Here is a 13883-nt window from a genome sequence, read left to right on the forward strand (position 1 = left end):
TCTGAGCCAGAACCGGTTGTCGAAAATCTACTTATTGTAGAAACAGTAGAGTCGATCGAACCTTCTGAGCCAGAACCCCAACCTGTTGTAAAAAATCGGCCAATTAAAAAAAAGCCACAACCGAGTAGCGATTCTCTACCAGAACAGCCACCTGTTACCAAAAAGCGACAAATAGAAAGAAAAAAACAGGATAGCGACAGCAGTGAAACACCACCCGCAGGCGACTCAGAATGAACCAATTACCAATGCCGAATTACCCATTTCCGATTCCTAAAGGTTAGTAATGATTAGTAATATTATCGCAATTTACCGCAAAGAACTACAAAGCTATTTTGCCTCACCATTAGCCTATGCCATCGCAGCAGTCTTTTGGCTAATCACCGGCTACTTTTTGATAGCCATCCTCCTCGCCCCCGACGGGTTAATTCCCCAAATTGGTCAGCGAGACCAAATGGGAATTACCGAACCTCCCATCGACGTAGCCTACGAATTCCTGCAACTCTTCCTGCGAATCATGGGTTCCCTTTCCTTGTTCGTACTACCCGCACTCTCAATGGGACTTTACGCAGAAGAACGCAAACGCGGCACCTTAGAACTATTAGCCACATCGCCCTTAACAAACTGGGCAGTTGCTACCGGCAAACTCCTGGGAGTTTTAACATTTTATACCACAATGTTACTGCCTCTGCTTTTCTGCGAGGCGATCGCCCTCAGTTCCTCAACCCCACCCGTACCCCCCGGAGTTCTTCTGCTAGGACACGGTGGCTTAATATTACTAGCAGCAGGAGTATTGTCGCTCGGAATGTTTATTTCCTCCCTCACCGACAGCACAATTTTATCCGCCATCCTCACCTTCGCTCTAGTATTATTTCTCTGGGTGATCGATGCAGTCGCCGTCAGTATCGGTGGCCCATTCGGAACAGCATTAGGACATTTGTCGCTCCTAACAAATTACACCAATCTTGTCAAGGGAGTTTTCGATACCAGCAGTTTAATTATGTTTGCCAGTTACATCATTTTAGGAGTATTTCTGACCGCCCAATCCATCGATGCCTTGCGATATCAGCGTTCTTAAAAACATTAGGCAAGGCAGAGACAGAGCAGGTTATTTTTGCCGAAGTAAAGACAAGTAAAGAGCAAAGGGAAGGTTATTTTTTCCCTGTGAATCATTCTACAAAATACCTCAAACAATGAGATTTATCAATCCCAAGATCGACTTTGCGTTCAAAAAAATATTCGGTTCCAGCGACAGCAAAGACATCCTGATTAATTTTTTAAACGCCATCCTTTATGAAGCACAGCCCGTCATCGAAGACTTAGAAATAATCGACTCCCAACCAGAACCTCAAACTCTCGCAACCCAAGACACACACCTAGATGTCAAAGCCACAATTAACGGCGGCCGAATCGCCCTAGTTGAAATTCAATTCCTCAACGTGCCTTCCTTCGGCAATAGAGTTTTGTACAACGCTGCCAAAAGCTACAGCCAGCAATTAACAGGAAAAGAACGCTACGAAAGACTAAAAAAAGTAATTTCCTTAAAAATTGCCGACTTTGAAATGTTTGAAAATCAGCCAGAATTTATGTCGCGCTTTGTTTTTCAAGAAAAAGAGCAACAGTTTGACTATCCCGATACTGAAATAGAATTAGTATTTATCGAACTGCCAAAATTTAGCAAGGAATTAGCAGCATTAGAAACAACCGCAGAGCAATGGATTTACTTTCTCGAAAATACCAGCACTCTGGAGACAGTACCAGAAACATTGAGGGCAGTTCCCGAAATTCAGAAAGCTTTTAGAATTGCCAACGAGGAAAATTTCACTCAGGAAGAATTAAATGAATTGCAGAAGCAAGAACTGTGGATTCAAGACCAGCAGATTGCCATAGATGTAGCAAGAGAACAGGTGACAAAAACTGCTCAACTATCGTTAATATTGCGTCAGCTAGTGAAGCGCTTAGGCACAATACAACCAGAAACTGAAAACTGCATCCGTCAATTAGGCATAGAGGAATTAGAAGCACTAGGAGATGCCGTGATCGATTTCAACCATCCGTCAGATTTAACAGCCTGGTTGCAGGCTAATGCGATATAGAATAACATCCTCGAAGCGGAATTTTGTCACGCAATATTTACCTTATGAAAATTAGCAAAACAAATTGGAAATACGTTTTTTTGCTGGGCCCCCTCCTCATCGCAGCGGGGGTAACAGCAGCACTTGTATCTGGAGTATGGGACCCGCTGACAGTCGGTTTAGTTATTGCCGGAGCAGTGACGATCGCACTTTGGCTGCTATATTTGAGTTACGAACAAAGCTTTTGGGGGCAGCGTTCCACTCAAGCCAGCACTAACGCCCTGATTGCCACCCTCGCCGTCTTTGTGATTCTCGGAGTAATTAACTTCATAGCAGTTCGCTATCCCGTCCGCATCGACTTAACCGAAAGCCAACAATTTACCCTCGCCCCGCAGACTCAACAAATACTGCGAAATTTGCAACAAACAGTCAAAGTTTGGGTATTTGACCCCATCCAAAACCCCCAAATTAAAGAATTGCTGCAAAGCTACAAACGCGAGGGAGGCGAAAAATTCCAATTCGAGTTTGTTGACCCGCAGACCCAACCGGGAAAAGCGCGGGAATTTAGCATTACTAGCATCGGAGAAGTTTACCTGCAATCTGGCGACAAAAAACAGGTACTGCAAAAAGGTGGCACTGCTTTTGGTAGCGACCCAAATCAAGGGCTTTCAGAGATAAAACTTACCAATGGCTTAGAAGAAATCCTGAGCACTCGCGTTGCTACAGTTTACTTTTTGCAAGGCAAAGGAGCCCGCCCGATAAAGGAAGGTCAAGGCGGAATTCAGCAAGCTGAAAAAGCTCTGAAAGATAAATACTACAACGCCCAAACGCTGAATTTGACCGAACGAAAAGAAGTGCCAGAAGATGCAGATGCTTTAATCGTTCCGGGGCAGGACAAACCGTTTTCCGATACAGAAATTAAAGCACTAAAAGCTTATCTCGATCGCGGCGGCAGTTTATTGTTAATGGTAGACCCGGCAATTGATACGGGATTGGACAAAATGCTACAAGAATGGGGCGTCAAACTAGACACCCGTTTAGCCATCGATGCTTCGGGCACTGGTCAAAGATTTGGCCTGGGCCCCACGGTTCCCACAGTCAGGCGCTACGGCGAACATCCGATTACTCAAAGTTTTGGCACCGGTATTTCTTTCTATCCGTTTGCGCGTGCTTTGGAAACCTCGCCAGTAGAAGGGATAGAGGAAAAACCGCTGATTTGGACGAGTCAAGAAAGTTGGGCGGAAAGCGATTTGACGACGAGGAAATTGGAGTTTGATCAAAAGACCGATCGACAAGGCCCGCTATTATTAGGTGTAGCTTTAGTTCGATCGTCCACTGACAGCACTCCCTTAAAGCCCTCACCTTCACCAACACCAACTTCGCCCTCGCCTTCACCCCAAGCATCACCGACAACATCACCATCACCGACAGATTCACCATCACCGACAGATTCACCATCACCGACAGATTCACCATCGCCGACAGATTCACCATCGCCGACAACTTCCCCATCGCCGATAGATTCCCCATCGCCGATAGATTCACCATCGCCGACAGATTCACCATCGCCAACAACTTCACCATCACCGACAACTTCACCATCACCGACAACTTCACCATCACCGACAACTTCCCCATCGCCGACAACTTCCCCATCGCCGACAGATTCACCATCACCGACAACTTCGCCATCACCGACAACTTCGCCAACAGCTTCCCCAATCAGCTATTCGGTGATTGTCTCGCAAGAAGCAACGCCTCCAGCATTACCAACGACTTCGCCAACACCCACAGCATCTCCCACAGCATCTCCCACAGCATCTCCGAGTCCAACCGCAACTCCTTCTGTGCCTTCAGCTTCTAGAAAAACATCCCGAATGGTAGTAATTGGCACATCTCAATTTGTGACTAACGGTTGGTTTGACCAACAACTTAATAGCGACGTGTTTCTCAATTCAGTGAGTTGGTTGAGTAAACCAGACCAGCAAAGCTTTTCTATCAGTCCGAAAAAAGCTACCAACCGCCGCATTAACATGACGGCCATCCAAGTAGGATTGCTGGTTTTAGCTTGGCTAATGTGGCCTTTACTCGGACTGGGAATTGGCGGCGCTATCTGGTGGAAGAGAAGATAAGTTAGTTGTCAGTTGACAGTTGACAGTTGTCAGTTGACAGTTGTCAGTTGACAGTTGTCAGTTGACAGTTGACAGTTGTCAGTTGTTATTAATAACAAACTCCCCAATTCCCAATGCCCAATGCCCAATGCCCAATGCCCAATGCCCAATTCCCAATGCCCAATTCCCAGTTACTATGAAATTGCAGAAAAATACATTAGTATTGATAGCCGTCGCGTTGAGCATGACTGGGTTGGTTGCTTTGTTCGAGATGCAAATATCTCCTAAACAGGAAGCCGCTAAGGAAGAAAAACAGAAAATTTTTGCTTTTAACTCCGATCGCGTACAATTCTTTACAGTCAAAACTCCCGAAAAAATATTGACTTTTGAGCGAGTTTATGCTACAAAAGGAGGCAAGTCTAGCTGGGAAATGAAATTGCCAGTGCAAGCACACGCGAGTCAGGCATCAGTGGATTTTTTGCTAGACAGGCTAGCAACAGGAAAGAGCGATCGCACAATTAATATTACTGCAGCTCAACTGCCAGAATTCGGTCTCGACCAACCCCAAGCTACAGTCACAGTAAAACTGGACAACCAGGAAACTCACCGCCTAGTTTTAGGCAAAACAGACTTTAGCGGCCGCTTCTTGTACGCTCAAGCCAATCCGCCGGAAGCGCCCCCTCAAAATTCCGCCCAAAATTTGCCCGTGCTGCTAGTGCCTTTTGACTTTAAAAATGCCACTCAGCGACCTTTGTCAGAGTGGAAAAAAGCAGAAGCACCCAAAACAGAGAAACCGCAAAAACCCTCTCCCACGCCAAGTCCTGAGAATCAATAGATGGCCGATCGATCTGAGATGTTGTACCATTCTCAATAAGCCTTTTATGAACAGGCAAGATGCCTGTTCCACAAAGAGTGAATTTTCTTCTTGTGGAACAGGCATCTTGCCTGTTGCTGACAATGGTGCGCTCTGGGATAGAATTTAAAGAACAAATCCCAAAACCTGTTACATCCAACATTCCTCACCTAAAATACAGAAAAGTCTAAACTTAAACTGTATTTAAGTGGCGTGCATTACCCCCAGGAAAGGGCGAATATGTTTCAGACAGCACTCAACCAAGGTACGACAGCAACGGATACAGCGCTTGACGTTGAACTCCGCAAGGTCTTTAAGGTATTTAACGGCGAAACCGCAGTCCGTGGAGTTGACCTCAACATCCGCCAAGGAGAATTTTTTAGCATCCTCGGGCCCAGTGGCTGCGGCAAGACTACGACGCTGCGCTTAATCGCTGGGTTCGAGACTCCCTCGGCGGGCGAATTGATGATTCGCGGCCAGTCGATGACCAACACTCCAGCTTACCGCCGTCCGGTAAATACTGTGTTTCAAAGCTATGCTTTGTTCGGACACATGAATGTCTGGGACAATATCGCTTTTGGATTGCGGATCAAAAAGCTGGGGAAAGCAGAAATTGAAGAACGGGTACGGGAAGTTTTGCAATTGGTGAAAATGGAATCTTTCGCCAACAGGTTTCCCGGTCAAATGTCGGGCGGCCAGCAGCAGCGGGTGGCTTTGGCGAGAGCTCTGGTAAATCGACCGGCTGTTCTGCTGTTGGACGAACCCCTGGGTGCTCTGGATTTGAAGTTGCGGAAGCAGATGCAGTTGGAACTGTCGAATTTGCATCAAGAATTGGGTTTGACTTTTGTGATGGTGACTCACGACCAAGAAGAGGCGATGAGTCTGTCTGACCGGATTGCGGTGATGCACGAGGGCAGGATTGAGCAAATTGGCTCTCCTGAAGAAATTTATGAGTGTCCGCAGACGGCTTTTGTGGCGGATTTTATTGGCGATACGAATTTGTTTGCGGGTACGGTAGAATCGATCGACCGATCGACTATCACAGTTCGCACCTCAGCCAATCTGAAAATAGTCGTTCAGCAGTCGGATATGTGGAGTGGTGTCACAGGCGACTCTGTTGTGGTCAGCGTTCGGCCGGAAAAAGTATATTTGAATCTCTACCAGCCGGAAGTGTCCGTCAACTGTTTTGAAGGACGGCTCAAAAATACTATGTACATGGGCACGCACGTTCATTACGTCGTTGAGTTGTCGTCGGGCGATAAAATTACTGTGCGCCAACCAAATACCGGCGGTTCTTTCCCAGACCCGCACACGCCGATTTACGCTTACTGGGGAACTACTGATTGTCTCGCTTTGACCGATCGAGGATAATTGGGAAACGAAGGAAGAAGGAAGTTCGGCAACGGATTCTGTAACGGATGTAACGGATGTAACGGATGTCAACAAAAAGGAAGAAAGAAAAAGGAACAAGGAAGAGAAGGGGAGAATTTCCCCCTTACCAATTATTCCTGATTACAAATTCCCCAATCTAAAATCCAATTTCCCCATCCCCAATTCCCCAATCTAAAATCTAAAATCTAAAATCTAAAATCGAACTGTGCCTCCGACTAACTTACCAATTTCCAGGATTTTCCCGGCTAATTCTACACGCCGTCAGTTCCTAAAAAATTCGGCGGCGACAATTTCCGGTTTAGCTGTTTCGAGTTGTGGCTGGCGGCTTGCAGACGTGCAATCTGCTCCTCCCGTCCAAGGTGATGCCGACCAACTTTTCATCTATACTTGGGCAGGCTATACCGATAACGCTTTGCTCGATCGCTTTGCCGAAAAAACCGGCATTCGCGTGGTTGCAGACGTATTTGACTCCAATGAGGCGATGCTGGCTAGGGTTCAAGCTGGCGGTGGCCGCGCCTACAGCATCATTTACCCGTCTGACTACATGGTGATTCAGATGACGGAACTGGGGCTGTTGACCCCATTAGACCACTCGATTTTGGGCGGACTCGATCGGCTAAAAAAACAGTTCCAAAACCCCGTATATGACCCAGGAAACCGCTACAGCGTCCCTTTGAGTTGGGGAACCACAGGCTTAATTTACAACAGCGAACAACTCAAAGAAGAGCCAGAAGATTGGGACTATTTGTGGCAGCACAAACAGGAGTTAGCAAGGCGAATGACGCTGGCAAATGATGTTCGAGAAGTGATGGGTGCTGCGCTGCGGATGTTGGGCTATTCTCTCAATTCTACGAACCCAGACCAAGTGAAACAAGCTTACGAAAAGTTGGTTGAACTCAAACCGGCGATCGCATCTTTTACCACTGATGCTTGGCGGCCGCAAATGCTGACGGGGGATTTGAAGGTAGCTATGTGTTATTCTTCTGATGCTAATGAGGTAATTCCAGATAATGACAAATTGCGCTATGTTGTGCCAAAAAGCGGTTCTTCTCTGTGGACTGACACTTTAGTAATTCCTAAAGGTGCTCCCAATCCAGAAGCAGCTTATAAGTGGATTAACTTTATGCTGCAAGCCGATGTCGCTGCTTCTTTGGTAGAACGGCTCAGTTTCTCAACTCCTTCGGAAGATGCTTTTAGTTTGCTGACGCCGGAAGTGCGCGAAAATGAAATTCTTTTCCCTTCTGAGGCTACTTTGAAAAATTGCGAAGGTGTTGCTCCGGTAGGAAAATTTATAGACGTGTACGATCGCTATTGGACTCAATTAACCAGCGGCTAATCTTATTTATTGCCAGAAATTTCATGTACATTTCGATTTACCGTGGGGTGGGGGCGGGTTTATGAGATTGTTTATTTTAGGCGATGATTGTAGGTGAAACCCGCCCCTACAAATTACAACTCAAAACTCAAAACAATTATTTATGGCTGTTTCAACTAGAACTCCCCCTCCTATTCCTCCCAATTCTTCTTTGAAGGCTGAAACTGTTTCCCCGTGGTCGGCGTGGGCTGGGCCACTGGCATTGCTGGGCCCTTCTGGCTTGTTGCTGCTTTTATTATTAGTCATACCAACTCTGGTGATTTTTCAGCTTAGTTTGGTGCCGAATATTAAGCCGGGAGACTTGGTGAATCCTTCGGGAATCGGCAATTACCTGCGAGTGTTTGAGCCGCTGAATTTACAGGTGATAGGTCGATCGCTCTTTTTCGCAACGGGGACTACTATTCTGTGTTTGCTGCTGGGATTTCCCGTCGCTTACTGGATCGCCCTCAATGTCTCGAAAAAGTGGCGGAATTTAACTTTGTTAGGCTTTGTGTTGCCGCTGTGGACTTCTTCGCTGTTGCGATCGTATGCTTGGATTACCATTCTGCGTCCTACGGGGGTTCTCAACTCGCTGCTGGCACTTGTAGGCATTCCTCCTCTGGAATTGCTCAATCAAAGTTCCGCAGTTTTAATCGGCATGGCTTACAGTTATTTGCCTTATATCGTGACAATTCTCTACGCATCTTTGGAAAAGTTAGACCGCAGGTTGCTAGAAGCATCTCAGGATTTGGGCGCGAATCCAGTGGAAACTTTCTGGAAAGTGACAGTACCTCAGACGATGCCGGGAATTGCTGCGGGTTCTTTGCTAGTATTTATTAGCAGTTTGGGCGATTTTGTCGATCCGGAGTTGCTCGGTGGAGCTTCGAGCATGACGGCGGCTCGTTTGATTTACAATCAGTTTTTGGGGGCGACTCAAAATTGGGGGCTGGGTTCGGCTCTGAGTATGGTATTAATCTTTGCAGTGAGTATCGGAATTGCCCTTTTGCTCAAATATGGCGATCGTAATGCAATTTAAAGAAGTCATTAGTCAGTAGTTATTAGTCATTAGTTATTGGTTACTGGTTATTGGTAGCTACTCACAAATAACAACTGACAACAACCGATTACCAATTACCAATTACCAATTAATTACCAATTACCGATTACCGAGAAATGGAAAATACCCCCGAAAATCCACAGGAGGAAATACAACCCGATATGTACTTAAAACCTAAATTTAAGGTTTCTTGGCAGGTAATATTTGCCGTTTTGATGTTTTTTTATATGTACCTGCCTATCCTGGTACTCACATTTTACAGCTTTAACAAATCGCGTTTTAGCGCAGGTTGGGAAGGATTTACTTTAGATTGGTACGTTAAATTATTTAGCGATACGCGGATTTTAGTTGCCCTGAGAAACAGTTTAACAGTGGCTGTTTGTGCAGTTGCAATCTCGGCTGTACTCGGCACTTTGATGGCGGTTGGTTTAGCCCGCTACCGCTTTCCAGGCAAGAGTTTATATCAGGGAGTCTCCTACTTGCCGATTATTATTCCAGATATTGCCACTGCGGTTGCTACTTTGGTATTTTTAGCGGCGCTGGCTATTCCTCTGAGTTTGTGGACAATTGTCGCAGCTCACATTGTGTTTTGTCTGGCTTACATCGCCCTAGCTGTTTCTACTAGATTGGCCGATTTAAACCCGTATTTAGAAGAGGCTGCCTTGGATTTGGGTGCAACGCCTGTTGAAGCTTTTATTCAGGTTTTGCTCCCTCAATTAATACCCGGAATTGTTTCGGGTTGTCTGCTTTCTTTTGTCCTCAGCATGGACGATTTTTTGATTGCGAGTTTTACCGCAGGTAGCGGGACTACAACTCTGCCGATGGAAATTTTTAGCCGGATTCGGACTGGGGTAAAACCTGATATTAATGCTTTGAGCGTGCTGTTGATAGTAGGTTCGGGAGGATTGGCGTTTTTAGCGGAATATTTGCGCGGCCGGGGCGAGCAAAAACGGGCTCATTAGGCAGTTGGCAGTTGGCAGTTGACAGTGGGCAGTTGGTTATTTGTGAGTTGTTACCAATGCCCCATGCCCCATGCCCTATGCTGCTACTTGGCTGGTAATTTCACCTTAGTAGCCAAACCTAGTGCTTCCAAGACTTGAATTGTCATCCAAGTGAAGTCAATTTCCCACCATTCCATGCCGTGACGCGCAGAGTATTGAAAAGCGTGGTGGTTGTTGTGCCAGCCTTCGCCGTAAGTCAGGACAGCCACCCACCAACAGTTAGTAGAACTATCCTTTGTTTCGTAAGTGCGGTAGCCAAATTTGTGAGTGGCGCTGTTAACAAACCAGGTGCAGTGATACACCAAAACTAAGCGGGCAAAAATTACCCAAACTACAAACGGCCAGCCTGCTGCTAAGTAAAGCAAGACGCCAAAGACGATTTGCATCGGGAGAAAGTAGTTTTGCAAAAATTGGTAAAATGGATCGCTCGAAATGTCTTTTGTGCAGCGGGAAATTTCAGCGTGAGCTGGACCTTTATATAGCATCCAGCCGATGTGACTCCACCAAAAACCCTTTTGGGCATTGTGAGGGTCGATCGCATTTTGGTCAGAGTGGGTGTGGTGCAATCGGTGCAGCCCAACCCAATCAATTATTCCTCCTTGACAGGCAAGGGCTCCGCAAAATGCTAGAAAGTATTCTACGAATTTTGGTGTCTGAAAACTGCGGTGGGTGAGCAGGCGATGCCATCCGAGAGTTATTCCCAAACCGCCGGTTATCCAGTGCATAAATACTGTTAAACCAACTGCTGTCCAATTGAAGTTACTTGGTAGCAGTGCGAACAAAGCGCCGATATGAAGTCCTGCTAAACTAATAACGTGCTTCCAATTGTATTGGAGTTTTTCTTGCGTTGCAATTGTCATTCTCTTTTTGATTTCTGATGAGATGCCGAGCTAGATTCACGCATAATAGTTGGGATTGAGCAGTGAACTTTTTTGCTGCACACTTGCCCAAACTAATAAAGAATCAATGATAGATTTGGGATTAGGATTGAAAAAGATTTACGGTTGTATTTTGAAAATAAAAAATTTGGCTGCAAAACAAAATTTTTTGTTCCCAATTATATTATAACTGATTCTGGTTTTGGTTGGGTCGATCGCACCCGAAGACTCGATCAGTGTTCAACCCAACCTATACCGATCGCAAAAAACAGGATTAGCCATTGGTCAGGAGCCATTAGTCCAGAACAGATGACCTACAACCAATGACTAATTGCCGAGCTATTTTTCTGCTAATTTCACTTTGGTTGCCAAACCAAGTGCTTGCAGCAGTTGAATTGTCATCCAGGTGAAGTCGATTTCCCACCATTGGAGACCGTGGCGAGCCGAGTATTGAAAGGCGTGGTGGTTATTGTGCCAGCCTTCGCCGTAGGTGAGCAGGGCAACCCACCAGCAGTTGGTCGAGCGATCGCCCGACTCGTAGGTGCGGTAGCCGAATTTGTGGGTAGCGCTGTTAACCAGCCAAGTGCAGTGGAACACCACCACGATCCGCAGAAACACGCCCCAAACCACGAAAGACCAGCCGCCTAATAAATAAAGCAACACACCGAAGACAACTTGGATGGGGATAAAATATGCTTGGAGAAACTTGTATACTGGGTCGTCGCCGATGTCTTTAGTAAAGCGGGGGATTTCAACTCTGATCGGGAGATCCGAGAGCATCCAACCCATATGGCTCCACCAGAAGCCTTGATTGGAATCGTGGGGATCTGTTTCGGTGTCGGAATGTATGTGGTGTAACCGGTGCATTCCTACCCAGTCGATCGGGCCACCTTCACAGGAAAGCGTACCGCAAATAACTAGAAAATACTCTAGCCATTTCGGTGTTTGAAAACTGCGGTGGGTGACGAGGCGGTGAAATCCGAGAGTAATTCCTAAACCACCTGTTACCCAATGCAGGAATACTGCTAGCCCGACCGCAGACCAGCTAAAATTACCCGGCAGCAAAGCAAATAAAGCACCGATGTGCAGAAAGGCCATAAAGCCTACGACAGGCCAATCAGGAGAAGTTTTTTTGGAAGTTGCAATCGTCATGAATATATTATGTTTACAAACTAGGGGCCGCATCTACGCCATAATGAACAGCGCGCACGCAAAGGGTGAGCGAGGTATAGATGAATAGCGTTTCACGGCTACAGGAAGCAGAACAGGCACTCTTTCAGATTTTTTCTGGTATTGACACTACAGTCAAGCAAAATCTTCAACGAGTCTTAAAAGCTTTTCGCAGCCACCGGGTTGGAGTCCACCATTTTGCAGGGGTTACGGGTTACGGCCACGATGATTTGGGTCGGGAGACTTTGGACGGGGTGTTTGCCGAAGTGGTAGGGGCCCAGGCTGCGGCTGTCCGGGTACAGTTTGTTTCGGGTACTCACGCGATCGCCTGTGCTCTTTTTGGCATCCTGCGTCCTGGTGACGAAATGTTGGCAGTGGCTGGTTCTCCCTACGATACTTTAGAAGAAGTGATCGGCTTGCGGGGGCAAGGTCAAGGTTCACTGATCGAGTTTGGCATTAGTTACCGTGAGTTGCCTCTAACTCGCGAAGGAAGTTTGGATTGGCAGGCATTGATCTCTACTATTTCAGCAAAGACTCGCCTGGTTTTTATCCAGCGCTCTTGCGGCTATTCTTGGCGGTCGAGTTTGTCTATTTCTGAGATTAAAAAAATCGTCGCGGTAGTCAAACATCAGAATCCTAACACAATTTGCTTTGTTGATAATTGTTACGGGGAGTTTGTCGAGGATTGCGAACCTACTGCTGTGGGTGCGGATCTGATGGCTGGTTCTTTAATCAAAAATCCGGGGGGTACGATCGTCCCTGCGGGCGGTTACGTGGCCGGGAGGGCTGATTTGGTGGAGGCTGCAACTTGTCGCTTGACGGCACCGGGAATCGGCAGCAGCGGCGGGGCGACTTTTGATTTGAATCGGTTGCTGTTTCAGGGTTTGTTTATGGCTCCCGGTTGTGTGGGGGAGGCGATGAAGGGAAATCATTTGACGGCTTATGTTTTTTATAAGTTGGGTTATCGAGTGAATCCTATGCCTTTGGCTAGAAGACGAGATGTGATTCAGGCGATCGAATTCGGTTCTGCTGATAAGTTAATTGCTTTTTGTCGCGCGGTTCAGCGAAATTCCCCCGTCGGTTCCTATTTAGATCCCGTGCCGGCTCCGATGCACGGGTATGAAAGTCAGTTAGTGATGGCTGGGGGTACTTTTATTGATGGGAGTACGTCGGAGTTTTCGGCTGACGGGCCTCTGCGGGAGCCTTACGTGGCTTTTTGTCAGGGGGGGACTCATTGGACTCATGTATCCATCGCCCTGGAGGATGCGATCGAGGCTGTGGGCCCGGCTAAGTAAGTTGTAGGGGCGGTGCCTCTTGGGATAGGGGCACTCCTTGTTCTTCCCTGAGTTTTGAATTAAAGAGTAGATTTTTTGCAATAATCTGAGGATTTTTAACCGCAGATGCACGCAGATTGACGCTGATGTTGGGTTTTCAGATTGTGTAGGTTGGGTTTAGCGAAAGCAAAACCCAACAACTACAAAACTCTCAAGGTGTTTCTTCAAGTTTGCGCTGCCGCATTAGGAGAAATAAAGGCAAGCCCAGGGAAACACCCACCAGTAAGTTACTGACAATATAAATCCACAAGTTTTTCATTTTTAGACGCGAACCTTCGCTAAATACAAAAGTACCAAAAACCAGGGATGACACTATTACATCCATGCCGAAAAAACCGGAAATTTGATTGGCAAACAACTCACCGAAGAAAGCCTTAATATTCAACCCTTCTTCTAAAAGAAACGGGACAAACTGGGAGTAGGGCAAAGCAGTGCCTAGAATACAGAAAATTAAGTAGGCAATTTTCAACATTTTCAAACCTCCACTTTGTTAATTAAAAATCGCTGTATTTGGGAGTTTACTCAGCATTGCTTAGGAATGAGAATTAAATAACTTCCACTCTTGAAAGTGGGATGGGCGTCCCGCCCGTCCTTTTTGGACGGGCGGGACGCCCATCCCACAATAACAATTAAAATTGTAAGTTATTTAATTCGCGAGCCT

General features: G+C 46.5%; 12 protein-coding genes and 1 pseudogene. 10 read left to right on the forward strand and 3 right to left on the reverse strand.

The genetic code is table 11. The features are described from left to right. The 9 genes and pseudogenes from QUB11_RS29735 to QUB11_RS29775 all read left to right on the forward strand — a co-directional run. Nucleotides 1–234: pseudogene (locus tag QUB11_RS29735) on the forward strand (hypothetical protein); the annotation flags it as partial. Nucleotides 235–283: 49 nt separating this feature from the next. Then, a complete protein-coding gene (locus QUB11_RS29740) occupies nt 284–1075 on the forward strand; it encodes an ABC transporter permease (protein WP_333206924.1) in 792 nt (263 codons plus the stop codon). A 115-nt stretch (nt 1076–1190) separates the two neighbouring features. Then, complete coding sequence (locus QUB11_RS29745; protein WP_333206923.1) at nt 1191–2093, forward strand: Rpn family recombination-promoting nuclease/putative transposase; 903 nt, start codon at nt 1191–1193, stop codon at nt 2091–2093. Between the two features lie 44 nt (nt 2094–2137). Next, nucleotides 2138–4204: a Gldg family protein gene (locus QUB11_RS29750; protein WP_333206922.1), complete on the forward strand. Its 2067-nt coding sequence runs from the start codon at nt 2138–2140 to the stop codon at nt 4202–4204. Between the two features lie 127 nt (nt 4205–4331). Beyond that, the gene (locus QUB11_RS29755; protein WP_333206921.1) at nt 4332–5018 is read left to right on the forward strand and encodes a DUF4340 domain-containing protein; all 687 of its coding nucleotides are present in this window, start codon (nt 4332–4334) and stop codon (nt 5016–5018) included. 258 nt (nt 5019–5276) lie between these two features. Further along, nucleotides 5277–6407, forward strand: coding sequence for an ABC transporter ATP-binding protein (locus QUB11_RS29760; protein ID WP_333206920.1), 1131 nt, complete (start codon nt 5277–5279; stop codon nt 6405–6407). Between the two features lie 226 nt (nt 6408–6633). Then, entirely contained in the window at nt 6634–7764 is a 1131-nt protein-coding gene (locus QUB11_RS29765; protein WP_333392462.1) for a spermidine/putrescine ABC transporter substrate-binding protein, read from the forward strand. A gap of 142 nt (nt 7765–7906) precedes the next feature. Next, nucleotides 7907–8818, forward strand: coding sequence for an ABC transporter permease (locus QUB11_RS29770; protein ID WP_333392464.1), 912 nt, complete (start codon nt 7907–7909; stop codon nt 8816–8818). Between the two features lie 137 nt (nt 8819–8955). Continuing rightward, entirely contained in the window at nt 8956–9801 is an 846-nt protein-coding gene (locus QUB11_RS29775; protein WP_333392466.1) for an ABC transporter permease, read from the forward strand. 83 nt (nt 9802–9884) lie between these two features. On the opposite strand, the gene QUB11_RS29780 is transcribed toward QUB11_RS29775, so the two are convergent. Together QUB11_RS29780 and QUB11_RS29785 are read right to left on the reverse strand one after the other, a co-directional pair. Then, entirely contained in the window at nt 9885–10700 is an 816-nt protein-coding gene (locus QUB11_RS29780) for a fatty acid desaturase (RefSeq protein WP_333313356.1), read from the reverse strand. A gap of 357 nt (nt 10701–11057) precedes the next feature. Continuing rightward, nucleotides 11058–11870 (reverse strand): acyl-CoA desaturase, encoded by an 813-nt coding sequence (locus QUB11_RS29785; protein WP_333392467.1) that lies wholly within the window; start codon nt 11868–11870, stop codon nt 11058–11060. Nucleotides 11871–11950: 80 nt separating this feature from the next. Here QUB11_RS29785 and QUB11_RS29790 point away from each other — a divergent pair, with 80 nt between their 5' ends. Continuing rightward, nucleotides 11951–13183 carry a methionine gamma-lyase family protein gene (locus QUB11_RS29790; protein WP_333392469.1) on the forward strand — a complete coding sequence of 411 codons (1233 nt, stop codon included), beginning with the start codon at nt 11951–11953 and terminating at the stop codon, nt 13181–13183. Between the two features lie 190 nt (nt 13184–13373). Here the strand turns inward: QUB11_RS29790 and QUB11_RS29795 are convergent, their stop codons facing one another. Beyond that, nucleotides 13374–13694: a DUF2834 domain-containing protein gene (locus QUB11_RS29795; protein WP_333392470.1), complete on the reverse strand. Its 321-nt coding sequence runs from the start codon at nt 13692–13694 to the stop codon at nt 13374–13376. Nucleotides 13695–13883 lie beyond the last annotated feature (189 nt).

This window comes from Microcoleus sp. B6-A1 (genome assembly GCF_036705085.1).
Taxonomy (GTDB): Bacteria; Cyanobacteriota; Cyanobacteriia; order Cyanobacteriales; family Microcoleaceae; genus Microcoleus.